At 71.5% G+C, this 23,745-nt stretch carries 21 protein-coding genes; 16 read left to right on the plus strand and 5 right to left on the minus strand.

What is annotated here, in order from left to right; all coding sequences use genetic code 11:
- Positions 1–19: 19 nt before the first annotated feature.
- From V5O40_RS06790 to V5O40_RS06820, 7 genes are all read left to right on the plus strand, one after another.
- Positions 20–1,723 carry an urease subunit alpha gene (locus V5O40_RS06790; protein WP_332904668.1) on the plus strand — a complete coding sequence of 568 codons (1,704 nt, stop codon included), beginning with the start codon at positions 20–22 and terminating at the stop codon, positions 1,721–1,723.
- Complete coding sequence (locus V5O40_RS06795; protein WP_332904669.1) at positions 1,723–2,406, plus strand: urease accessory protein UreF; 684 nt, start codon at positions 1,723–1,725, stop codon at positions 2,404–2,406. Before V5O40_RS06790 ends, V5O40_RS06795 begins: the two co-directional genes overlap by 1 nt.
- Positions 2,396–3,118, plus strand: a complete 723-nt coding sequence (gene ureG, locus V5O40_RS06800; RefSeq protein WP_332904670.1) for an urease accessory protein UreG — start codon at positions 2,396–2,398, stop codon at positions 3,116–3,118. The genes V5O40_RS06795 and ureG overlap by 11 nt, the downstream gene beginning before the upstream one ends.
- On the plus strand, positions 3,118–3,900 hold the full coding sequence (locus tag V5O40_RS06805; RefSeq protein ID WP_332904671.1) for an urease accessory protein UreD: 783 nt from the start codon (positions 3,118–3,120) through the stop codon (positions 3,898–3,900). The genes ureG and V5O40_RS06805 overlap by 1 nt, the downstream gene beginning before the upstream one ends.
- Positions 3,884–4,570: a maleylpyruvate isomerase N-terminal domain-containing protein gene (locus tag V5O40_RS06810; RefSeq protein ID WP_332904672.1), complete on the plus strand. Its 687-nt coding sequence runs from the start codon at positions 3,884–3,886 to the stop codon at positions 4,568–4,570. The genes V5O40_RS06805 and V5O40_RS06810 overlap by 17 nt, the downstream gene beginning before the upstream one ends.
- Positions 4,571–4,791: 221 nt before the next feature.
- Entirely contained in the window at positions 4,792–5,811 is a 1,020-nt protein-coding gene (locus V5O40_RS06815; protein ID WP_332904673.1) for a serine hydrolase, read from the plus strand.
- An 82-nt stretch (positions 5,812–5,893) separates the two neighbouring features.
- Positions 5,894–7,396 carry a hypothetical protein gene (locus V5O40_RS06820; RefSeq protein WP_332904674.1) on the plus strand — a complete coding sequence of 501 codons (1,503 nt, stop codon included), beginning with the start codon at positions 5,894–5,896 and terminating at the stop codon, positions 7,394–7,396.
- A gap of 81 nt (positions 7,397–7,477) precedes the next feature.
- On the opposite strand, the gene V5O40_RS06825 is transcribed toward V5O40_RS06820, so the two are convergent.
- Positions 7,478–7,921 carry a MarR family winged helix-turn-helix transcriptional regulator gene (locus tag V5O40_RS06825; protein WP_332904675.1) on the minus strand — a complete coding sequence of 148 codons (444 nt, stop codon included), beginning with the start codon at positions 7,919–7,921 and terminating at the stop codon, positions 7,478–7,480.
- Between the two features lie 97 nt (positions 7,922–8,018).
- Here V5O40_RS06825 and V5O40_RS06830 point away from each other — a divergent pair, with 97 nt between their 5' ends.
- The 7 genes from V5O40_RS06830 to V5O40_RS06860 all read left to right on the plus strand — a co-directional run bounded on the left by V5O40_RS06830 (position 8,019) and on the right by V5O40_RS06860 (position 16,611).
- Complete coding sequence (locus tag V5O40_RS06830; protein WP_332904676.1) at positions 8,019–9,146, plus strand: substrate-binding domain-containing protein; 1,128 nt, start codon at positions 8,019–8,021, stop codon at positions 9,144–9,146.
- 456 nt (positions 9,147–9,602) lie between these two features.
- Positions 9,603–10,847 carry an urea ABC transporter substrate-binding protein gene (urtA, locus tag V5O40_RS06835; protein ID WP_332904677.1) on the plus strand — a complete coding sequence of 415 codons (1,245 nt, stop codon included), beginning with the start codon at positions 9,603–9,605 and terminating at the stop codon, positions 10,845–10,847.
- A gap of 64 nt (positions 10,848–10,911) precedes the next feature.
- Positions 10,912–11,799, plus strand: a complete 888-nt coding sequence (gene urtB, locus V5O40_RS06840; RefSeq protein ID WP_164446921.1) for an urea ABC transporter permease subunit UrtB — start codon at positions 10,912–10,914, stop codon at positions 11,797–11,799.
- On the plus strand, positions 11,796–12,965 hold the full coding sequence (gene urtC, locus V5O40_RS06845; RefSeq protein WP_332904678.1) for an urea ABC transporter permease subunit UrtC: 1,170 nt from the start codon (positions 11,796–11,798) through the stop codon (positions 12,963–12,965). Before urtB ends, urtC begins: the two co-directional genes overlap by 4 nt.
- Positions 12,962–13,735, plus strand: a complete 774-nt coding sequence (gene urtD / locus V5O40_RS06850; RefSeq protein WP_281581110.1) for an urea ABC transporter ATP-binding protein UrtD — start codon at positions 12,962–12,964, stop codon at positions 13,733–13,735. The genes urtC and urtD overlap by 4 nt, the downstream gene beginning before the upstream one ends.
- Positions 13,736–13,743: 8 nt before the next feature.
- On the plus strand, positions 13,744–14,427 hold the full coding sequence (gene urtE / locus V5O40_RS06855; protein WP_332904679.1) for an urea ABC transporter ATP-binding subunit UrtE: 684 nt from the start codon (positions 13,744–13,746) through the stop codon (positions 14,425–14,427).
- 207 nt (positions 14,428–14,634) lie between these two features.
- A complete protein-coding gene (locus V5O40_RS06860; protein ID WP_332904680.1) occupies positions 14,635–16,611 on the plus strand; it encodes a cellulase family glycosylhydrolase in 1,977 nt (658 codons plus the stop codon).
- A 139-nt stretch (positions 16,612–16,750) separates the two neighbouring features.
- Here the strand turns inward: V5O40_RS06860 and V5O40_RS06865 are convergent, their stop codons facing one another.
- The 3 genes from V5O40_RS06865 to V5O40_RS06875 all read right to left on the minus strand — a co-directional run bounded on the left by V5O40_RS06865 (position 16,751) and on the right by V5O40_RS06875 (position 18,718).
- Positions 16,751–17,263 (minus strand): Rieske (2Fe-2S) protein, encoded by a 513-nt coding sequence (locus V5O40_RS06865; protein ID WP_332904681.1) that lies wholly within the window; start codon positions 17,261–17,263, stop codon positions 16,751–16,753.
- Positions 17,264–17,291: 28 nt separating this feature from the next.
- On the minus strand, positions 17,292–17,855 hold the full coding sequence (locus V5O40_RS06870; protein ID WP_332904730.1) for a DUF6529 family protein: 564 nt from the start codon (positions 17,853–17,855) through the stop codon (positions 17,292–17,294).
- Positions 17,856–17,923: 68 nt separating this feature from the next.
- Positions 17,924–18,718, minus strand: coding sequence for a hypothetical protein (locus V5O40_RS06875; RefSeq protein WP_332904682.1), 795 nt, complete (start codon positions 18,716–18,718; stop codon positions 17,924–17,926).
- A 424-nt stretch (positions 18,719–19,142) separates the two neighbouring features.
- Here V5O40_RS06875 and V5O40_RS06880 point away from each other — a divergent pair, with 424 nt between their 5' ends.
- Positions 19,143–19,655: an HPP family protein gene (locus V5O40_RS06880; protein WP_456299388.1), complete on the plus strand. Its 513-nt coding sequence runs from the start codon at positions 19,143–19,145 to the stop codon at positions 19,653–19,655.
- A gap of 117 nt (positions 19,656–19,772) precedes the next feature.
- Positions 19,773–22,949, plus strand: coding sequence for a non-ribosomal peptide synthetase (locus tag V5O40_RS06885; protein ID WP_332904684.1), 3,177 nt, complete (start codon positions 19,773–19,775; stop codon positions 22,947–22,949).
- 57 nt (positions 22,950–23,006) lie between these two features.
- Here V5O40_RS06885 and V5O40_RS06890 read toward each other — a convergent pair whose 3' ends face one another.
- Positions 23,007–23,594: a putative glycolipid-binding domain-containing protein gene (locus tag V5O40_RS06890; RefSeq protein ID WP_332904685.1), complete on the minus strand. Its 588-nt coding sequence runs from the start codon at positions 23,592–23,594 to the stop codon at positions 23,007–23,009.
- Positions 23,595–23,745: the final 151 nt, after the last annotated feature.

The following is a 23,745-nucleotide window of genomic DNA, read 5'->3' on the forward strand; positions in this document are numbered from 1 at the left end:
AGCGAAGTGGAGTGCCGGCATGAGCAGCGTGGAAAGGGACCGCTACGTCGCCCTGTACGGCCCGAGCACGGGCGACCGGATCCGGCTGGCCGACACGAACCTGCTCATCGAGATCGAGCATGACCACTGTGCCGGCGGCGACGAGGCGGTCTTCGGCGGCGGCAAGGTGATCCGTGAGTCGATGGGCCAGTCCCGGGCCACCCGCGCCGAGGGCGCCCTGGACACCGTCATCACCGGTGCGGTCGTCCTCGACCACTGGGGGGTGGTGAAGGCCGACGTCGGGTTGCGCGACGGGCGGATCGTCGCGCTGGGCCGGGCCGGCAACCCGGACACCATGGACGGTGTCCACCCGGACCTGGTGATCGGCCCGGCCACCGAGGTGATCGCCGGCAACGGCCGGATCCTGACCGCCGGGGCGGTCGACACCCACGTGCACCTCATCTGCCCGCAGCTGGTCGCCGAGGCCCTCGCCAGCGGAGTCACCACCCTGGTCGGCGGCGGCACCGGACCGGCCGAGGGCACCCGGGCCACCACCGTCACCCCGAACGTCTGGCACCTGGCCCGGATGCACGAGGCCCTCGACACCTTCCCGGTCAACGTGCTGCTGCTCGGCAAGGGAAACACCGTCTCGGAAGAGGCGCTGTGGGAGCAGTTGCGGGCCGGGGCCGGCGGGTTCAAGCTGCACGAGGACTGGGGCACCACCCCGGCGGCGATCGACGCCTGCCTGCGCGTCGCCGACGCCTCCGGCGTGCAGGTCTCCATCCACACCGACACCCTCAACGAGGCCGGGTTCGTCGCCGACACGCTGCGCGCCATCGGCGGCCGGGCGATCCACTCGTACCACACCGAGGGGGCCGGTGGCGGGCACGCGCCGGACATCATCACGGTCGCCGGTGAGCCGAACGTGCTGCCGTCGTCGACGAACCCGACCCGCCCGTACACCCGCAACACCCTCGCCGAGCACCTCGACATGCTGATGGTCTGCCACCATCTCAACCCGGCGGTGCCGGAGGACCTGGCGTTCGCCGAGAGCCGCATCCGGCCGTCCACGATGGCCGCCGAGGACCTGCTGCACGACCTCGGGGCGATCTCCATCATCGGCTCCGACTCGCAGGCGATGGGGCGGATCGGGGAGGTCGTGCTGCGAACCTGGCAGAGCGCACACGTGATGAAGGCCCGGGTGGGTGCCCTGCCCGGGGACGGGGCCGCCGACAACCACCGGGCCCGCCGGTACGTCGCGAAGTACACCATCTGCGCGGCGATGGCCAACGGACTCGACCACGAGATCGGGTCGGTGGAGCCGGGCAAACTCGCCGACCTGGTGCTGTGGGAGCCGGCGTTCTTCGGCGTACGACCGCACCTGGTCGTCAAGGGCGGCATGATCGCGTACGCGCAGATGGGTGACGCGAACGCCTCGATCCCCACCCCGCAGCCGATGCTGCCCCGGCCGATGTTCGGCGCGTACGGCGGCGCGGCCGCCGCGACCAGCCTGGCGTTCGTCGCGCCCGCGGCGCTCGAGGCCGGGCTGCGACTGGACGTGCGGCGTCGGGTGGTGCCGGTGGCCGACGTACGGTCGCGCGGCAAGGCCGACCTGCCGGAGAACAACGCGCTGCCCCGCATCGAGGTCGACCCGGACACCTTCACGGTCCGGATCGACGGTGTGGTGGTGGAGCCGGATCCGGTGGCCGAACTGCCCATGGCCCAGCGGTACTTCCTGTTCTGATGGCCGCCACGACGATGTTGCTGCTCCTCGCCGACGGGCGCTTCCCGGCCGGTGCGCACGCGCACTCGGCCGGACTGGAGGCGGCGGTCGCCGCCGGCCGGGTGACCGACCTGGACACGCTGGGGGAGTACCTGCGGGGTCGGCTGGCCACCGCGGGACTCGTCGCGGCCGCGTTCGCGGCGGCGGCCCGGGGTGCGGCCTGGTCGGCGGGCCGGACCGCCGCGCTGGCCCGGCTCGACGCCGAACTGGACGCCCGGACCGCCTCGCCCGCCCAGCGGTCGGTGTCCCGCCGGCAGGGGCGGGCGCTGCTGCGGGCCGGTCGCCGGATCTGGCCGGCGGTCACCTTCGACGACCTGCCCGCCGCGCCGGACGGGCCGCACCAGCCGCTGGTGCTGGGACTCGTCGGTGCCGCCGCCGGCCTCGACCCCGGGCAGGTGGCCACGGTCGCCGCCCACGCGACGGTGACCGGCGCGGCCAGTGCCGCCGTACGCCTGCTCGGCCTGGACCCGTACCAGGTGCAGGCCCTGCTGGTGCGGCTCGCCGGTGCCTGCGACGCCACCGCGGCGCGGGCGGCCCGCGCCGCCGAGGAACCACCGGAGCGGCTGCCCGCCGCCGCCGCTCCGCTCGCCGACATCCACGCCGAAGCCCACGTCACCTGGGAGGTGCGTCTCTTTGCGTCCTGAATTCGACCACGACGAGTCCGTTCCCCACACCCACCCCGAGCCGGGGGTGGACCCGCACGCCCCGCTACCGACCGCCGCGCGGGCGCTGCGGGTCGGCATCGGCGGGCCGGTCGGCTCCGGCAAGACCGCCCTGGTCGCGGCGCTGTGCCGGGCGTTCGCCGGTGAGCTGCGCCTCGGCGTGGTGACGAACGACATCTACACCACCGAGGACGCCGACTTCCTCAAGCGCGCCGGGGTGCTCGACCCGGCCCGGATCCGGGCGGTGGAGACGGGCTGCTGCCCGCACACCGCGATCCGCGACGACATCGGCGCCAACCTCGACGCCGTCGACGACCTGACCGACGCCCTGGGTCCGCTGGACCTGGTGCTGGTGGAGAGCGGCGGTGACAACCTGACCGCGACGTTCAGCCGGGGCCTGGTCGACCGGCAGATCTTCGTGGTGGACGTGGCCGGTGGGGACAAGGTGCCCCGCAAGGGCGGTCCCGGGGTTACCGCGGCCGACCTGCTGGTCATCAACAAGACGGACCTGGCGCCGATGGTCGGTGCCGACCTGTCCGTGATGGACCGGGACGCGCGGGCCCGCCGCGGCGACCTGCCCACGGTGTTCCAGTCCATCAGCGAGGATCCGCTGGCGACCCGGGTCGCCGGCTGGATCCGGCACGAGCTGGCCCACCACCGGGCCGCCCAGGCCGTCCCGGCTGGGCAGGCCTGATGCGGGCCACCGCCCGGCTGGCGGCCCGGCGCGACCGGCACGGCCGCACCGTGCTGGCCGACCTGCGCGGCGAGAGCCCGCTGCTGCTGCGCCAGGTGCCGACCCCGGGCGGTGGTGTCACGGTGTACGTCGTCGGCGGGGCGGCCGGTCCGCTGGCCGGTGACGACCTGCGCCTGGACGTCGAGGTCGGCCCCGGCGCGGCGGTCCGCGTGCACACGGTGGCCGCCTCGGTGGCGCTGCCGGGGCGTCCCGGCGCGGTGTCCCGGATGCTGGTCCGGGCCACCGTCGCCGAACGGGCGGCCCTGTACTGGCTGCCCGAGCAACTGGTCGCGGCGGCCGGCTGCGCGCACGTCGCCGACACACGGGTGGACGTCGCCGCCGGTGGCACCCTGCACTGGCGCGACGAGTTGATCTGCGGGCGGCACGGTGAGCCACCCGGTGCCGTCGAGATCAACACCTGGGTCGACCTGGCCGGCCGGCCGCTGCTGCGGCAGTCCCTGACGGTGGGGCCGAACGCTCCCGGCTGGGCCGGACCGGCGGTGCTCGCCGGCGCACCGGCCACCGGTTCGCTGTTGATCGTGGACCCGAACCGACCGGCGGAGCCGCCCGCGGTGTGCGGTACGCGGGCCCGGCTGCCGCTTGCCGGTGGTCCGGCGACCCTGTGGAGCGCCACCGCGCCGGACGCGCACACCCTGCGCGAGTACCTCGAACCGGATACCGCGTCGGATACCATCGCTGCGTCGGGCGGGGGCGAGGAGCGTGGAGTTGTCCGAGTTGGGTGAGGTCGTTCCCGAGCGGCGGATCGCGGGGTTCGGGCCTGAGGCCATCACCCGGAACGCCTACCTCGCCGCTGCCGACGTCGCCGCCGCGCTGCTGCGTACGCCGGTGCTGGCGGAGCGGTGGACGTCGCCGAGCGCCCTGCCGTACTACTCGACCGGTGGGCTGGCCCGGCACCTCGCCAACCAGATCACCCGGACGGCGGAACTGCTCGACGCGCCGCCCGGGTTCACCGCGATCGACGTCCTGGCGCACTTCACCGGCAGCGCCTGGGTCACCACCGGTGCCGACGACGCGGACAACACCGACATCCGCGACCGGGGCGAACGGGCCGCCGCCGACACCACCGCCGATCGGCTCGCCGCCGAGGTCGACGGGTGCCTGGCGAGGCTGCACCGCACGGTGCCGGCGCAGCCGCCGTACCGGATCGTCGACCTCGGCGACTGGGGACTGGCCGTCGACGACTTCCTGCTGACCCGGCTGCTGGAGCTGGTGGTGCACACCGACGATCTGGCGGTCAGCCTCGACCTGCCGACGCCGGAGATGCCGACGGCCGCCACCGAGCTGACCACCGATCTGCTCACCCGGATCGCCGCCTGGCGGCACGGTCCCCTCGCGGTGGTGCGGGCCCTGTCCCGGCGGGAACGGGCCCCGGAGTCCATCAGCGCACTCTGACCACTTGATCTGCGCCACCAGCCCGGAACGGGTCCGCTCACGCCCGGGCTCCTCGGCCATCGTCTGCCGGCAGGCCACCCGCGGCCTTCGGTAGGCCGGCCACCTCGGCCAGCTCGCGACAGACCCCGGTGCGGCCAGGCTGGCTGTCCTTTGTGGTCATATGGCAGGGTGTGTCGGGTGCCGGTGCTCGTCGGCGTCAGTGGAAACCCTGGGGAGAGTCAATGACCATGCGGGTCAGTCGTCGGGCAGCGATCGGGTTCGGTGCGGCAGCGGCGGCGCTGGCAGCGAGGCCATCCGGTGCCGTCGCCGCCCCGGAGGACACCACACCAGCCCCCGGCACGACCTCGCCGCGCCAGGCGATCCGGCGGGCGTACCGGCAGCAGAAGGCCCGGGCGGGCGGGGTGTGGCGCTCGCACGTCGCGATGGTGGACGAGTCCGGCGCCCTGCGGACCGTGCTCGCCGACGACGCCGACCGGGTCACGCACGGGTACAGCGTGCAGAAGCTCGCGGTCGCGGTGGCCGTCATGGACAAGATCGATCGTGGTGAGCTGCGGCTCGACCAGCGCCTCGACCTCACCGCCGACATCATCCTCGGCGGCAGCGGGATCTACTTCCTGCAGACGGTCTGGGGTGACGAGGTCACCGTGGCGAACTTCCTCACCGCGATGCTGCTGGTCTCCGACAACACCGCGGTGCGGATGTGCGGCCGGGTGGTGCCGGCACTGGAGATCAACGAGATCCTGGCGGCCAAGGGCTTCACCCACACCCGGGTCGAGCCGGTGGCCAACCCGAACCGGTTCTTCCTCGGCGTCACCACCCCGCGCGAGACCCATGACCTGCTGTGGCGGCTGGCCAACAAGACCCTGCTCTCGGCCCGGTCGAGCGACTTCCTGCTCGGCATCCTGCGCTGGATCAACGGCTACCACGACGGGATCCGCCGCGACATGTCCTCAACCGAGCGCAGCCGGGTCGCCACCAAGTACGGCGCGGACTACGACTCCTCGGGGGCGGCGCGGCACGAGGTCGGGATCATGTTCGACGCGGCCGGTGCGCCCACTCTCACGTACGCGTTCTTCGCCGACTCCCTCGGCGAACTCGACAACTACGGCGGCACCCACCCGGCCGTACGCGCCCACGCGGCCCTGGGCCGAACCATGTTCGACACCATCGCCCGAACCACCAACCCCGCCCCGCGCGCCCGCCACTCCGTCCAGCGGTTCCGCCCTGTCAACGGCGGCTGATCGAGCCTAACCATTGGGCTCGGTCGATCCCGTGCGTTTCCCGCCTGGTCACGAGCAGTAGCGGACCACCGATAATGGAGTGATGCTGCTTCGTCGCTGGCGCAGACCGTTCCACAGTCCCAGGCGTGGCCAGTATGTGCTGGCCGACGCCCTTGCGGGCAACGCCCGCGCCCGGGCGCGAATCGACCGGTGGTGGGCGGCCGGCGGCGCCGATCGCGACCGGGTATGGCGTGGTGCGTGGTTTCTGCTGAGCGCCGCGTATTTCAGGTTCGGCAATCACGAACGGCCGGAGCAGGTCGCTCCGGCGCTGGAGTTCCTGCTCGAACCCGACCCCACATCCGGGTACCTTCCGCGGGTGCGGTTGACCGCCTGCCTTCCGCAGACCGCCGCCGACCCGCCGCAAGGCCTGTACGAGGGCGACCCGTACGTGCGGCGGCTGGTTCAGGCCGCGCTCGCGTTTCCCGATCTCGAACTCCGCCGACGGCTGGCCAAGCTGATGTCGGTGACCGACCAGCCCGGGCTGCTGGACGCCCTGGAGATCGAGTTCCGATCGCGGGCGCGGCTGGACTCGACCTACGTCGGCGCGGCACCGCCCGGCCACGAAACCCTGTGCAATCTGTGGTACGGGGGCGAGCCGACCGCGTTGCTGCGGATCGTCTGCGCCAACCCCCATCTGCCCCGCCCGCCCGCCGATCCCGGAGACGTCAACCTGGTTTTGCTGCCGCTTGTCAAGGACCGGCTCGATCTGCTGCCGGCGTTCGACCAGGCCGCCCTGGCCCAGCGACTGCTGAAGTGTCTCGACACCTGGCTGCCGGACGAGGTCCACGACCGGTGTCGCCGTGCGTTGCGGGAGCTGTCTGCCCGAGATGGCGTCGCCGTGGTCTGTAAGCAGGCCATGCTCGGCGACACCGAGGCGACCGCAGCGGTCCGTGCCGCCGGGCACCGGCCGGCTCACCCCGCCTGGCTGCCCCTCTTCCTGCTCCTCACCCGGCAGTTCGCGGCCTACCGTGAGGCCGATCCGGAGTGGCGGGTGCTGCAACTGGCGTGCTTCGCCGGCGAGTGGGGGAGCGCGGACGAGGATGTCCTCGACGAGTTGCAGGTCAGGAAGGGCACCATCATCGATCGGGTCCTGCACGTCCTGGACACGGATCTGCCGGACGACGTGGCCGCATCCGTGCGGCGGTCCCTGCGCGACCTCGGCCCCTCGGGCGCCCCTCCGGACGAGGAATTTGGCCGCCGGGCGATGCGGAGGGCAGTCCTGGCGCACGCGGCCAAGCTGGTGCCCGAGGCGGTGGCGGCTGTGGTCGACGCGGGCTACCTACCGGGGGAGCACGAGGGGTCGGCGCTGCCGGTGCTCTTTCTCACCGAGCAGTTCGAGCGGTACGACCGTGAGGACCCCGACGGCACCCGGCTACGCGCCATCCTCGCCACGCAGTCCTATCTCTACGAGCACGAGCACTTCCGGACCGTCGCACGGCGCAACGGTCGCCCCGACCCGTGGCCTGCGCCGGCACCACGGACGTCGGAGTCCCGGTCGTCGACCCGGCACGCCACCACCTGGCCGAGCAGCTTCGGTCACTTCTGAGCCCGCTCGTGTGGCCGGTCGGTGTGGTGGTCTGGCCGCCGTGGCTGCCCGAACCGTCGTCGTTTCCGCGGACGGGCGCGTTCAGGAGCCGACCGGGATGTGCCGGCGCTTCGGATCGAGGTGCCGGATCAGCTCGTCGAGGCGTGCCGCCAGGTCGGCGTCACCAGGTAGTTCGGCCAGTTCGTCGCGGATCCGTGCGGAGAGGCGCTCGTGCTCGCGGCGACCCCGGACGGTGAGGTAGGCGCGGATGCGGCGGCGGTCGATCGGATCGACGCGGCGGAAGACGAGGTTGCGGTCGACGAGTTGGTCGACCAGCTTGGTCAGCGTGCCGGGCGGCAGCGACGCCTCGGCGGCGACCTCGCTCATCGGGTGCCCGAGACCGTCGGCGAGCAGGCAGAGGACCCGCCACGCCTCGATGGTGAGCGACTCGGCGGCGAGCACCCCGCCGACCCGGCGCGAGAGCAGCCGCTCGGCGCGGGTGAGCAGGGGTAGCAGGTCGGCTGCGGAACCGGGAAGGTCTGACATGGCACTCCCGCCTCGCTGATGCGCTGTCATCGTACCGAGATGTCCCGCTGGCTGGGAGGGCTGGTCTTCACCAGCGGGCGGCGGCCACCATGTGTTCATGTCCGCGCCGGCACCAGGGTCCGGGCGTCCGCAGGCAGGGGAGAACATCGCCGCCGGGGCGTCCTGGCTGACCGTCGACCGGGGCGTGGTCAGCATCGCGCTGGTGTACCCGATGCGCGGACCGGCGGGCATGTTCGGTCCGAGCTGTGAACTCTGCGCGCAGCTCGCGGTCGAGGAACTCAACCGGCGTGGCGGTGTGCTCGGCCGGGAGCTGCGGCTGGTGCCGGTCGACGGCGGGGCGCCGCCGGCCGAGGTGGCCGCCGAGGTCGAGGCGCTGGTGGCGGTGGGCGCGGTGCAGGGCGTCACCGGCTGGCACATCTCCTCGGTACGTCAGGCGGTGGCGCCGCGCATCGCGCACCGGGTGCCGTACGTGTACACCGCCCTGTACGAGGGGGGCGAGCGTACCGAGGGTGTCTTCCTGACCAGCGAGACGCCGGACGCGCAGCTGTGGCCGGCGATGCGGGTGCTCGCGGGGGATCTCGGGGTGCGGCGTTGGTTCGTGGTCGGCAACGACTACGTCTGGCCACGTCGGACCGCCCGCGCGGCGCACCGGTACGCGCTACGCAGCGGCGGGCGGGTGGTCGGCCAGCACTTCCTGCCGCTGGAGACCCACGACTACACCGAGGTGCTGCGGCGCGTCGAACACAGCGACGCCGACGCGGTGCTCATGCTGTTGGTGGGCGCGGACGCGGTGCGGTTCAACCGGGCGTTCGCCCGGGCCGGCCTGGACCAGCGGTGCCGGCGCCTGAGCACCCTGATGGACGAGAACATGCTGCTGGCCAGCGGTGCCGCCAACACCCGAGGGCTGTTCAGTGCGGCGGGCTTCTTCGCCGGCCTGGTGACCCAGGAGAATCTCGACTTCCACGGCAGCTTCGGTCGCCGCTTCGGGCTGGAGGCACCGCCGCTGGGCAGCCTGGGTGAGTCCTGCTACGAGGGCGTGATGTTGCTGGCCGCGCTCATCGCCAAGGCCGGCACGCTCGACGTACGGGCGGTGGAGGCCTCCGCCGAGGTGGTGACGTACGACGGACCGCGCGGTGAGTTGCGGCTGCACCGTCGGCACGTGCGCCAGCGCATCTACCTGGCCGAGGCCGACGGCCTGGACTTCACCGTCCTGACCGAACTCTGACCCCGGCCGGGCGTGACCGGACCGTGTCTTGACAGGTCCGCCGGCCGGCGGCAAAGATACTTCCTACGTGAAGCATCCGGCCGTCATGCCGGATTCCACCACCGTCCGATGTGGGACGGAATAGCGCAGCCGATTGCGGCTGAAAATCGTGTGCCGGTGTCATCGCGCCGATTCTTCCCGGCGAGGCACCGGCATTTTTCGTGCCCGTGACGAGGGCGGCTCGGCCAGCGGAAACAGTCTATTGAGGACTGGGAAACATCCGTGCAATGAAACGGATTGAAGCTTGCCCTGCCCGATATTCGCAGCGCGACCGGATCGGTGTCCACCCACCGCGCCGGGCAGCGCCCAATGTTCCGACGGACCGCACCGCAGTTAGACAGATCCGCACTTCGACTCGGGGCCGACGACCGTTCCCGGGCACTGACTGACGTCACACGCGCGACGCAGGGAGATTTGATGACACTGATCCGGGGCCGCCGCATCCTGGCGGGTGCCATGACCCTGGTCGCCGCGGCCGCGCTGGCCGCGTGCGGCAGCAAGACCACCGACGGGAACACCTCGGCGGGAGTCGCCGCCGATGTCTCCGGGGACACCGTGAAGGTGGGCCTGCTCAACTCCCTCTCCGGCACGATGGCCATCAGCGAGGTCACCGTCCGCGATGCGATCATGCTGGCGGTCGAGGAGATCAACGCCGCCGGGGGCGTACTCGACAAGAAGATCGAACCTGTCGGCGAGGACGGCGCCTCGGACTGGCCGACCTTCGCCGAGAAGGCCGAGAAGCTGATCCGCGAGGACCGCGTGGCGGCCGTCTTCGGCTGCTGGACCTCGGCCAGCCGCAAGGCCGTCAAGCCGGTGTTCGAGAAGAACAAGGCGCTGCTGTTCTACCCGGTGCAGTACGAGGGTCTGGAGCAGTCGCCGTACATCTTCTACACCGGAGCCACGACGAACCAGCAGATCGTTCCGGGCCTGGACTACCTCAAGGCCCAGGGCGCCACGTCGCTCTACCTGGTCGGCTCCGACTACGTCTTCCCGCGCACCGCAAACAAGATCATCAAGGCGTACGCCGAGGCCAACGGGATGAAGGTGCTGGGCGAGGACTACGCCCCGCTGGGCTCCACCGAGTTCGGCACCATCACGAACAAGGTGAAGTCCTCCGGCGCGGACGCGGTCTTCAACACGCTCAACGGTGACAGCAACGTGGCGTTCTTCAAGGAGTACAAGTCCGCCGGGCTGACCGCCGGCAGCATGCCGGTGGTGTCGGTGTCGATCGCCGAGGAGGAGGTCAAGAGCATCGGCACCCAGTACCTGGAGGGCCAGCTAACCGCCTGGAACTACTACCAGACCACGCCCGGGGCGGCGAACGAGAAGTTCGTCGCGGCGTACAAGGCCAAGTACGGGGCGGACAAGCCGACGAGTGACCCGATGGAGGCCGCGTACGTCTCGGTCTACCTGTGGAAGGCGATGGTCGAGAAGGCCGGCACCTTCGACGTGGAGAAGGTCCGGGAGGCCTCCGACGGCATCACCTTCGAGGCGCCCGAGGGACTGGTCACCGTGGACGGCGCCACCCAGCACATCGCCAAGACGGCGCGCGTCGGCAAGGTCGGTGCGGACGGGTTGATCACGGAGGTCTGGAACTCCGGCGAACCGATCACCCCCGACCCGTACCTCAAGAGCTACCCGTGGGCCGGCGGCCTGAGCTGACCCGGCGGGCCCGGGCGGTGCACCCGCCCGGGCCCGCACCCACCAGCAGTTCGGAGTACGCACCGTGACAGTTCTCATCGGCCAACTCTTCACCGGCGTCAGCATCGGGGCGGTGCTGCTGCTCATCGCCCTCGGCCTGGCCCTGACCTTCGGCCAGATGGGCGTCATCAACATGGCCCACGGCGAGTTCATCATGGCCGGCGCCTACACCACCTACGTGCTGCAACAGGTCATCACCGCGGCCGGCTGGTCACTGCTGATCGCCCTGCCGGTCGCCTTCGTGGTGGCCGGCGCGATGGGCGTGCTGCTGGAGATGCTGCTGATCCGCCGCCTCTACGCCCGCCCGCTGGACACCCTGCTGGTCACCTGGGGGGTGTCGCTGATCCTGCAACAGCTCGCCCGGGACATCTTCGGCAGCCCCAACGTGCAGACCCGCGCGCCGGAGCTGCTCACCGGAAACATCGCGCTGCCCGGCGGCATCACGGTGGCCAACAACCGGTTGTTCATCCTGGCCCTGGCCGGCGGCGCGGTCGTCGCGTTGACCCTCGCCCTGCGGGTCACCCCGCTGGGGCGCCGGATCCGGGCCGTCGTGCAGAACCGGGACCTGGCCGCCGTGTCCGGCATCCCCACCGCCCGGGTCGACCGGATGACCTTCTTCATCGGCTCCGGCCTGGCCGGCATCGCCGGCGTGGCCCTCACCCTGCTCGGGCCGATCGGTCCCACCATGGGCACCAACCTGATCATCGACGCCTTCCTGGTCGTCGTGGTCGGCGGGATCGGCCAGCTCAAGGGCACCGTCATCGTCGCCTTCGCCCTGGGTGTGCTCCAGGCGACCGGCGAGTACCTCACCACCCTCAGCGTCGCCAAGGTGATGGTCTTCATCGCCATCGTCGCGTTTCTCCAGTGGCGACCCCAGGGCCTGTTCACCCTGCGCACCAGGAGTCTGGCATGACCACCGTCGCCCGAGATCCCGTCGCCGCCGCCGACCCGGTGCCGACACCACCGACCAGACCGGCGGCCGGACCGTCGCGCCACCGGTACCGGGCCGCCGTCGGATTCGCCTTCGGCGCGGCCCTGCTCTTCGCCGTCGCGCCGCTGCTGCTGTCGGACTTCCGGCTCTCCCTGCTGGCGAAGTACCTCTGCGTGGCCATGGTCGCGGTCGGCATCGGCCTGGCCTGGGGGCGTGGTGGCATGCTCACTCTCGGCCAGGGCGTCTTCTTCGGCCTCGGCGGATACGCGATGGCCATGCACCTCAAGCTCGCCGACGCGGGGCCGGGCAACATGCCCGACTTCATGATGCTCTACGGGCAGCTCGACGAGTTGCCGCTGTGGTGGCGGCCGTTCGCCAGCCCGTGGTTCGCCCTGCCCGCCACGGTGCTGCTGCCGATGGCGGTCGCCTTCGTACTCGGGTCGCTGGTGTTCCGCCGCCGGGTGCGCGGCGCCTACTTCGCCATCCTCAGCCAGGCCCTCGCCGCCGCCATGGTGATCCTGCTGATCGGCCAGCAGGGCACCACCGGCGGCACCAACGGGCTCACCGACATCCAGGGCTTCTTCGGCTACGACCTGGACGACCCGGTCAACCAGCGGATGGTCTACTTCATCATCGCCGGGACCCTGCTGGCGCTGCTGGCCCTGGCCCGGCACCTGATGCAGAGCCGCTACGGCGAGCTGCTGGTGGCCGTGCGCGACTCGGAGGAGCGGGTCCGCTTCCTCGGCTACGACCCGGCCACCGTCAAGCTTGTCGCGTACGTGGTCGCGGCCGGCATGGCCGGGCTGGCCGGCGCGCTGTTCGTGCCGGCGGTGGGCATCATCTCCCCGGCCCTGATCGGGATCGTGCCGTCCATCGAGTTCGTCATCGGCGTCGCCATCGGCGGGCGCGCCACGCTGCTCGGCCCGGTCCTCGGGGCGGTCGCGGTGGCGTGGGCGCGTACCGCCCTGTCGGAGCGCTTCCCGGGCACCTGGACGTACCTCCAGGGGCTGCTGTTCGTGGTGGTGGTCGCGTTCCTGCCCGGCGGCCTGGCCTCACTGATCGGTCTGGCCCGCCGCCGCGACGACGGCGAACCCCGCCCGAGCCGATTCGCCAGATTCCGAGCACGGCGGCGGGAGGGGGCGGCATGACCGGGCAGCTGCACGGGCTCTACGTGCGTGACCTGCGGGTCAGCTTCGACGGGTTCACCGCCGTCGACGGGGTATCCCTCGACGTCGCCCCCGGCGACATCCGCTTCCTGATCGGGCCCAACGGCGCGGGCAAGACCACTCTGGTCGACGCGGTGACCGGGCTGGTCCGGGCCACCGGCTCGGTGCGCTTCGGCGACCGGGAGCTGCTCGGCCGGCCGGTGCACCGGATCAGCCGGCTCGGCGTCGGCCGCACCTTCCAGACCTCGACGGTGTTCGAGGAGCTGACCGTGTTGCAGAACCTCGACATCGCCGCCGGCGCCCGGCGCAACTGGGCGACGTTGCTGCGCCGCCGCCACGGCGTGCCCGACGAGGTGGCCGAGGCCCTCGACGTGATCGGCCTGGCGAGCCGCGCCGACCAGCTCGCCGGCACCCTCGCCCACGGGCAGAAGCAGTGGCTGGAGATCGGCATGCTGCTGGTGCAGGACACCCGGCTGCTGCTGCTCGACGAGCCGGTCGCGGGCATGAGCCACGAGGAACGCGACGCCACCGGGCAACTGCTGGAGAAGGTGAGCCAGCACCGCACGGTGGTGGTGATCGAGCACGACATGGACTTCCTGCGCCGCTTCGCGCGTACCGTCACCGTGCTGCACGCGGGTCGGGTGCTCAGCGAGGGCACCGTCGCCGAGGTGCAGGCCGACCCACGCGTGCAGGAGGTCTACCTCGGTCACCCGGTCGACGCCGGGTCGGCCCCGACGCGGACGGAGGCATGATGCTCGCGATGCGCGGCGTGCACGCCGGTTACGGGCGCAGCCGAGTGCTGCACGGCGTCGACGTGGCGGTGCCCGACGACGGGGTCGCCACGGTGCTGGGCCACAACGGAGCCGGCAAGTCCACCCTGCTGCGGGTGGCCGCCGGCCTGCTGCGGCCCACCGCCGGCCGGGTCGAGCTGGACGGCGAGGACATCACCCGGCTGGCGCCGCACGAGCGGGTCGCCCGGGGGATCGCGTACGTGCCGCAGGGGCAGCAGTGCTTCCCGCACCTGACCGCCGCGGAGAACCTGCGCCTGGTCGCCGACGGTCGCCGGGACGGTGCGACGGCCACCGCGGAGGTGCTGGACCTGTTCCCGGCGCTGCGTCCGCTGCTGCGCCGACGGGCCGGGCTGCTCTCCGGCGGCCAGCGCCAGCAGCTGGCCATCGCCCGGGCACTCATCACCCGGCCCCGGCTGCTGATGCTCGACGAACCGACCGAGGGCATCCAGCCGTCGGTGGTGACCGAGATCCAGGACCGGATCGTCGCGCTCATCGCCCAGAGCGGGTTCAGCGTGCTCCTGGTCGAGCAGCACCTCGGCTTCGCGCTGCGGGTCGCCGACCGCTACCACGTCCTCGAATCCGGCCGCGTCACCTCCGCCGGCGACGGCGGCACCACCGCCGAACACACCGTCCGGGAGGCTCTCGCGGTGTGACCCCCGCGATCTTGCACTTTCGGTCGCCGAGATGCCCCTTGTCGCGGCTTTTGTGACGACGGAAAGTGCAAGATCGGCGAGGTCGGCGGGTGGGCCTTCCGTTGGCGGGGGTGAGCGCCTAAGGTGGGTGTGGAAGCGCTCCCACGGTCCCTGGGCAGGACTGTTTCTCGACGTGCTCGCTCCCTCACCCACCACAGAGGAAGTCGCATGTCTGCACGTACAAAACTTCAGGCCGCCGCGACGGTGGCCGTGGCTCTGCTCGGCCTGGCCGCCGCCGCGCCCGCCGCGACGGCGGCGCCGACGGTCGGCGCTCCGGCCGTCGCCGCCGCGCCGACCGCCGACTGGCTGCACACCGACGGCAACCGGATCGTCGACGAGGCCGGCAACCAGGTCTGGCTCACCGGGGCGAACTGGTTCGGCTTCAACGCCAGCGAGCGGGTCTTCCACGGCCTGTGGTCGGGCAACCTCGAATCGATCACCCGCCAGATGGCCCAGCGCGGCATCAACATCGTCCGGGTGCCCATCTCCACGCAACTGCTGCTGGAGTGGAAGGCCGGGCAGACGATCCGGCCGAACGTCAACACGTACGTCAACCCGGAGCTGGAGGGCCTGAACAACCTCCAGGTCTTCGACCACTGGCTCGCCCTGTGCGAGAAGTACGGGTTGAAGGTCATGCTCGACGTGCACAGCGCCGAGGCGGACAACTCCGGCCACGTCTATCCGGTGTGGTGGAAGGGCAGCATCACCCCGGAGCTGTTCTTCCAGGGCTGGGAGTGGATCACCACCCGCTACCGGACGAACGACACCATCGTCGCGATGGACATCAAGAACGAGCCGCACGGGACCCCGAACGACCCCCAACGGGCCAAGTGGGACTCCAGCACCGACCAGGACAACTTCAAGTACGCGTGCGAGACGGCGGGCCGGCGGATCCTGGCCATCAACCCGAACCTGCTGATCCTCTGCGAGGGCATCGAGATCTACCCGCGCGCCGGTGCCACCTGGAACTCGCCGAACACCAACCCCGACCGCAGCCCCAACTACCACTACAACTGGTGGGGCGGCAACCTGCGCGGCGTCGCCGAGCACCCGGTCAACCTCGGTGCCCAGCAGGACCAGCTCGTCTACTCGCCGCACGACTACGGACCGCTGGTGTACGAGCAGCCGTGGTTCGCCGGCGACTTCGACAAGGACTCGCTGACCAACGACGTGTGGCGGCCCAACTGGTTCTACATCCACGAGCAGAACATCGCGCCGCTGCTGATCGGGGAGTGGGGCGGCCGGCTGGGGCAGGACGCCCGGCAGGACCGCTGGATGGCCGCGCTGCGCGACCTGATGATCGAAAACGGCATCCACCACACGTTCTGGTGTCTCAACCCCAACTCCGGTGACACCGGGGGGCTGCTGCTCGACGACTGGGCCAGCTGGGACGAGACGAAGTACAACCAGATGCTCAAGCCGGCGCTGTGGCAGCACAACGGCAAGTTCGTCGGCCTCGACCACCAGGTGCGCCTCGGCGGCACCGACTCCACCACCGGCATGAGCCTCGCCGAGCGCTACGCCGGCGGGCCCGGCCCCGGTGACACCACCGCGCCGACCGCCCCCGGACGACCGACCGCCACCGACGTGACCGCCACCGCGGCCACGCTGAACTGGGCGGCGGCCACGGACGACGTGGGTGTCACCTCGTACGAGGTGCTGCGGGCCACCGGATCGGGAGCGGCCACCGTGGTCGGCACGGTCTCCGGAACCACCTACCGGGCGACCGGGCTGAGCGCCTCGACCAGCTACACCTTCACCGTGCGGGCCCGCGACGCGGCCGGAAACGTCTCGGCGGCCTCGCCGGCGCTGACCGTCACCACTCCGGCCGGCAACGACAACGGCGACGGCGGGTGTGCCGCGACGTACCGGGTCACCAGCTCGTGGCAGGGTGGCTACCAGGCGGAGGTCACCGTCCGGAACACCGGTACGGCGGCCATCTCCGGTTGGACGGTCACCTGGACCGCCCCCGCCGGCACCACGATCGCGTCACTGTGGAACGGCCGGCTCACCACCTCCGGCACCACGGTGACGGTGCGCAACGAGCCCTACAACGGGCAACTCGCCGCCGGCGCCAGCACCACCTTCGGGCTGACCGGCAGCGGATCGGGTACGCCCTCCGGGTTGACCTGCGCCGCGTCCTGACCCGGCGGCGTCCCCTGCTCCACCTGCGGATCGTGGGTGGAGCAGGGGCCGTCCGGGGGCGTGACGCCACCTCGGACGGCCCCGCGCGGCCCGGGCCTGGGTGGGCCGCGTCACCGCGTTCGCATCGCCGGGCGCCGGGTCAGGCCAACCGGATGGCGTCACCGTCGACGGTGACGTTCGCGGCGGGCAGCGGTGCTCCCGCCGGGCCACTGCGTACCGAGCCGTCAGCGATGTCGAACACGCTGTTGTGGCAGGCGCAGACGATGGTGCCGTCGGAGACCGAGGTCACCGTGCAGCCCTGATGGGTGCAGGTCGCCGAGTACGCCTTGATGATTCCGTCGGTCGGCTGGGTCACCACCACGCCGGCGTCGGCGAAGATCGCGCCGCCACCGACCGGGATGTCGGCGAGGGTGGCCAGTGCCGGTGGGCCGGCGTCCGCGCCGTCGTCGCCCGGGGTGGCGGTGCCGGAGGGGTCGGCACCGGAGGTGCCTGACGGGTCGGCGCCGGCGGTGCCGGCGGGCGGTGCGGCCGGTGGCGCCGCCGTCGGCTGACCGTACGTCGCGCAACCGGCCAACGCGGCCACACCCACCGCGCCGGTACCGGCCAGCAGGGCGCGTCGCGACCGGCAGCAGTCAGCCTGCTCGTGGTTCATCTGCGGTGCCTTGCCTTTCCGGTGATGATCAGAACTGGATGCCGAACGTGGTGAAGTACCAGACCGAGGAGGTCAGGAAGATCCCGATCAGGGCGACGAACACGACCCCGCCGACCGTGGGGAGCACCCAACCGGCGAGGCCCCGCTTGGGCAGGGTCAGCATCTTGGTGGCGAACGCCCCGAAGAAGAAGCAGCCCAGCAGGGAGTGCAGCAGCGTACGGGTGTCGTAGTCGGCGAAGCCGAGCGCGTAGAGGCAGTGCACCGCGACCGGCACGGTGAGCAGGAACGCGATCCGTCCCGACCAGCGGTGCGCCGCGCCGGCCCAGGACGGGGAGAAGCCACCGAGCCGACCCCACATCGCCAGCGCGGACAGCAGTTGGATGACGGCGAAGAACGCCGCCCCGGTGCCGAGCCACACCTTCACCGTCAACGGCGAGGAGAAGCCGGCCACGTTCACCGCGATGCCGGTGGGGGTGTGGGTACGCCCGTAGACGCCGAGTGCCACCGCCACCCCGGCCCCGACGACGAGCGGCACCAGCAGCGAGGGCCGCCGTCTCGGTGCGCTCGGCGGCGGGGCGCCGAAGTCGCGCATCACCTCGATGGTGGGCTCGGACGCCCGGCGGGGCACGGTGCGTGCCCCGCCCTGCCGATGCTGGGACATCACCGCGCCCCGGGAATGACCGGTTCGGCGACGAGGGTGACGCCGTCGACCACCGTGCTGTTGAAGGCGGGGTCCAGCGGCGGAGCCGGGATGGGCTTGCCGTTCCAGGTGACGATGCCGATCTGGGTGCCGTCGGGCAGCATGATCCAGCCGCCGTCGAAGCCGGCCTCACGGGTCTCGTCGGTCACCCGGTAGATCGCCGGCGCGGTACCCGACCCGGACTTCACCACCGCCTCGTCGGTCGACGTGTCATCGGGTCGGGCGGTGAACTTCCAGCGCCGTACGCCGACGACCATCTCACCGCTGGCACGGTCGCCCCGGATGACACCGGTCAGCTTCGCGTCCTTGCCGGTCAGCTCGATCCTGCCGTCGCGCACCGTACCGGACAGCCACAGCTCCATGCTCCGACCGTCGCAGACGTACGCCTCGGCCTTGCCGTCGGTGACGGTGATGGCGATGGTGGCCCCGTTCTCGAGTTCACCGATCCAGTTCTGCTCGACCGACGTCACCTCGGTGCCGGCCGACGAGCCGTCCGGGTCCGTCGGTGGCGAGGTGCCGGCCGGTCGGCGGGCGTCGGCGTCGCTCGGTTCCTCGTCGGGCGCGGCCGCGTCGGGGTCCACCTCGGCGTCGGCATCCGCCGCCTCGTCGGCGGGTGGGGCCGGCGCGGCGGCCGGTGCACCGCCGCCGGCGGCGGGTTGGGTGCCCGGCGGGGATGCCTGTGCACTCATCGTGAACAGCACGGCAGCCGTCACCGCCCCCGACAGGAGGGTGAGCAACGGGGTCAGGCGCTTCATGGGCCACTCCCTTCGCACAGAGGTACGGGCGGAGGTGGTGGATGGGTTCAATCAGGTGCCGGGAAACCTCTCGCGGGATGTCGCCAGTGCCCGGTTAGGCCATGTTTTCTCGTCCCTCGCGTGGGATAACCGCAAATCAGCAACATCGGTGAATGTCACTTCCATGTCACATGTCATCCAGTGACAGGATGCATCCAAAGCGATAAGCTTCCGGTCGTTGGATCCGTCGGTGCGGGGACCGGGGATCCGATGTCTTGCCTGGTAGTCGAGCTGTCCGGGGTGCCAATCGAAGGCTGGAGGGCGGACCGGCGTCCGCTCCGTGGGTCGGGATTCGTGGGATCGAGAGCCCTTTCGGGCGCGGTTTAACGCGACGGCAACATCAAGGCATGGCTGGGGGAAGCGCGTGCTTGTCGTACGGTCGTTGGTGCGTGGAGTCGGACGCCCGTGGCCGCCTCGGACGGCGGTGCTCGCCGGGGTCGGAGGCACCCTGGGTATCGGAGCGGTGGGCTCCATCGCACTGCTGGTCGGTACGCCCCTGCTGATCGCTCCGCTGGGCTCCACCTGCATGATGATCTTCGGGGCGCCGCAGGCGCCGTTCGCCCAGCCGCGCAACGTCCTCGGTGGACACACGATCTGCACCCTGGTCGGTCTGCTCGGCGTACGCGTGCTGGGCAACGCCCCGTGGACGATCGCCGCCGCGGTCGGCCTGGCCATGGCCCTGATGGGACTGACCCGGTCGTTCCACCCGCCGGCCGGCGGCGACACCGTGCTGGTGATGCTGGCGCAGCCCGGATGGCTGTTCCTCTTCGTACCTGTCCTGCTCGGCTGCGTGATCCTGCTCGGCATCGCGATGGCCTTCCACAACGCGCACTCCGCCGGTTCCTATCCGGTCTCCTCGGTGCCGACCCGCCGGGAGGTGATCGCCGCCGAGGAGTGAACAGACCGGCCGGCGGGTGGCACCCGACAGGCAGGGACAGGCCGCATCGTCGTGTCCACGTTGATCTTCCATTCCGTATGTATGACCACCGCATGTCGAGACGGGAGTGACGAGCAGATGCAGCAGGGGGAGACCGGACCGAGCCTGTCGCTCGGGCAGGAGAGGTCCTGGTTCATCGATCAGTACGTGGACGCGCCGGTAGAGGTGCTGGTGGAGCAGGTGCGGCTGCGTGGCCCGCTGCGGGCGGCCACGCTCGCCGCCGCGCTCGGCGACGTGGTCGCCGCCGAAGCCGTGCTCGGCCTGGCGATCGGCACCGACCAGGGCCGGGCCGACCGTCGGGCGGCGGCGCCGGTTCCGGCGGCGCTGGCCGGCGCGGACCTGTCCGGGCTGTCGGACACCGAACGCGAGGAGGCGGTCCGGCGAGCCGTCGGGCGGGCCGGCGAGACCCGGTTCGACCTCGGCCGTGGCCCGCTGATCCGCGCCGAGCTGCTGCGCCTGGCGGCCGACGAACACCTGCTGCTGCTGATCGCCCACCGCGCCGTGGTGGACCCGGCCTCCCTCACTCTTGTCGTCGCCCGTCTCGGTGCGGCCTACCGGGCCCGGCTCGCCGAACCGTCCGCGCCGGCCGACACCACCGTCCGGGACGAGTTCGCCGGTTTCGCGCAGCGGGAACGCGCCGCGGCGGAGGCGGCCCGGGTGGTCGCTGGTGCCGCCTGGCGGGAGTACCTCGCCGACGTCGCCCCGCTCGAGCTGCCCACCGACCGGATCCGCCCGGTGCAACCTCACTATGCGGCCGGCACCGCCGACCTGCGGCTGCCGCCGGTGCTGCACGAGCAGGTGGAGAACCTGGCCGCCCGGCTCGGCGTGGCCTCGGCCGACGTGCTGCGGGCGTGCTTCCAGGCCCTGCTGCACCGCTGGTCCGGCCAACCGGTGCTGGCGCTGGGAGTCAGCGACGAGCGCCGGACGCCGGACACCGCCGGCCTGGTGGGACCGGTGGCGACCTGGCGGGTGCTGCGCAGCGAGACCGACGAGCACACCCCGTTCGCCGCGCTGTGCGCCCCGTCCGACACCCCCGAGCCGCTGCCGTTCGAGACGCTCGTCGAGGAGGTGCGTCCGCCCCGCGATCCGGCTCGCAGCCCGTTGTTCCAGGCGGCGTTCACCGCACGCCGGGCCACCGCCGCGACCGACTGCTTCGGCGAGCTCACGGTGCTGGCGCAGACCCTCGTACCGGCCGCGGCCACCCTGCCCGACCTGGCGCTGCTGGCCCAGCCCGACCCGGGCGGCACCCGGCTCACCCTGACCTGGCGGGCCGACCTGTTCGACCCGACGACCACCGAGCGGATGCTCGGCCACTACGTGAACCTGCTGCGTGCCGCGGTCGCCGACCCGGACACCGCGGTGCACCGACTGAACATCCTCGACGATGCCGAGCGGGCCCGGTTGCTCGACGAGTTCAACCGCACCGACGCGCCGTTCCCGCAGGACGTCACCGTGCACGAGTTGTTCGAGGAGCAGGTGCTGCGTACGCCGGACGCCCGGGCGGTCACCATCGAGGGGCGGCACCTGACCTACCGCGAGCTCAACGAGCAGGCCAACCGGCTCGCCCACCGGCTGCGGGCCGGTGGCGTCGGGCGGGGCACCCTGGTCGCCCTCTGCCTGGAACGCTCGCTCGAACTCATGGTCGCCGTGGTGGCGGTGCTGAAGTCCGGCGGCGCGTACGTGCCCCTCGACCCGGCGTACCCGACGGACCGGCTGGCCTTCATGCTGGCCGACACGCAGGCCCGCTTCCTGGTCACCCAGCAGCGGCTGCGTGAGCTGGCACCGGTCGGCGACGACGTCGCGGTGCTCGTGCTCGACGACCCCGCCGACGCGGCGTCGTTGGCCGCGCAGCCCACCGACAACCCGGTGAACGTCAACACCGCCGACGACCTGACCTACATCGTCTACACCTCGGGTTCGACCGGCCGGCCGAAGGGAGTCGAGACGATCCACCGGGGGGTCGTCCGTCTGGTCATCAACACCGACATCCTCGAACTCGACGAGCGGACCAGCTACCTGCAGATCTCCCCGCTGTCCTTCGACGCCTGCACGCTGGAGATCTTCGGGCCGCTGCTCAACGGCGGACGGGTGGTGCTGCTGCCGCCCGGGGTGCCGACCCCGGCCCGGGTCGCGCGCACCGTCCGCGAGCAGGGCGTGGACACCCTCTGGCTGGTCGCGCCGCTGGCGAACCTCACCATCGACACCCACCTGGAGGATCTGCGCGACCTGCGCCAGTTCATGGCCGGCGGGGACGTGCTGTCGCTGCCGCACATCCGTCAGGTGCTGGAGCGGCTGCCGCACGTGTCGATGGTCAACGGGTACGGGCCGACCGAGGTGACCGCCTTCAGCGTCAGCCACCGGATCACCTACGTGGACCCGGACTGGCCGTCGATCCCGATCGGGCGGCCGATGCACAACACCACCGCCTACATCCTCGACCCGCTGGGCCAGCCGGTACCCGTCGGGGTGTGGGGCGAGCTGTACCTCGGCGGCCCCGGCGTGGCGCTCGGCTACCACAACCGTCCCGACCTCAACGCCGAGCGGTTCCTGCCGGACACCTTCCGCCCGGGCGACGGTCACCGGCTCTACCGCACCGGCGACCGGTGCCGCTGGCTGCCCGACGGCACCATCCAGTTCCACGGCCGGCTGGACACCCAGGTGAAGATCGACGGGCTGCGGGTCGAACTCGGCGAGATCCAGAGTGCGGTGGCCGACGACGAGTCGGTCGCCGCCGCCGTGGTGACCGCACCGGTGATCGGCACGCGGCGCACGCTCGTGGCGTACGTCGTGCCGGCCGACGGGCACACCTTCGACCCCGCCGCGGTGCGGGCCCGGGTGGCGGCCGCGCTGCCCAGTGTCATGGTGCCGGCCCACTACGTCACGATTCCCACCATCCCGCTGACTCCGAACAACAAGGTCGACTTCCGGGCGTTGCCCGCGCCGGAGCTGGCGGCCGGCGCGGCGCACCGACCGCCGGAGACCGGCACCCAGCAGACCGTCGCCGAGATCTGGCAGGAGATCCTCGGTGTGCCGTCGGTCGGTCTCGACGACAACTTCTTCGAGCTGGGTGGCCACTCGCTGCGTGCCGTACCGATGATCGCGGCGGTTAGCATGCGGTTCGGCGTGGACCTGGCGGTTCAGGACATCTTTGAGGTACCCGTTCTGGAAGCGCTCGCGACGCGTATCGAGGAGCGCATGCTGGAGGCCATTCCCGCGGAGGAGCTGGAGCGTATGTTCGCAGATATCGGCGGCTGAGGCCGCAATTGCGGGTCGGGGTCGGGTGGGCCGCACCCACCCCCGACCGCACAATTGTCACGGCACCCGACGGCTAACCTTGTGCGCCACTGAGCGCCACCCGCCGCCGGGATAGTCGAGCACCATTCCATTGGCGTCGACCGTCAATTTGTAGCTGCCGTATCGGCCCTTGTACCGATAGGTGTCGCGGTCGATCCGCTGGTATCCCTGTTCGACGGCGCGTACGCCGAACGAGGGCACCTGGATCCACAGCACCCGGGCGGTGGCCTCGGCGCCGACGGCCAGATCGAGCCGTCGGATGGTCAGGCCGTTCGTGGCCGGGGTAACCGCCAGATCCACGTCCTCGCAGGGAAACGGCAGGTCGAGGGGGCCGTCGGCGGAGTGCCAGCGACCCTCGTCGTCGGCGTGCAGCGCCAGCGTGCGTAACCCGGTCGGCTCGTCCACCTCGATCCGGACGGACCGGGACCGCCGCGAGGCGTCCGTCTCGACGAGGTAGGTGGCACTGGTCGGTCCGCCCCTGCCTCGGTACAGGGCGGTTCCCGACAGCCGGAAGCCGGTCGGCGTCCGGTCGAGTTTGCCCATTTCCAGGAACAGTCGGTCGGACCGTTCCCAACTGGTCGTACTTAGTCTCTCCAAATCGGACATGCCGGAGATTCTAGTTCCTCGATTCTCCACTGGCGCAAGGGGCCGGTCGGTTGTACCGTCGTTGTCGGAGCGCGATGAGCAGCGATGAGACATTCGCTTCCTGGTACGCCCATGTTTGGCAGTCCAGTTCGGCGACTACTTTCGGTCACAT

This window comes from Micromonospora palythoicola (genome assembly GCF_036689795.1).
GTDB classification, from domain to species: Bacteria; Actinomycetota; Actinomycetes; order Mycobacteriales; family Micromonosporaceae; genus Micromonospora; species Micromonospora palythoicola.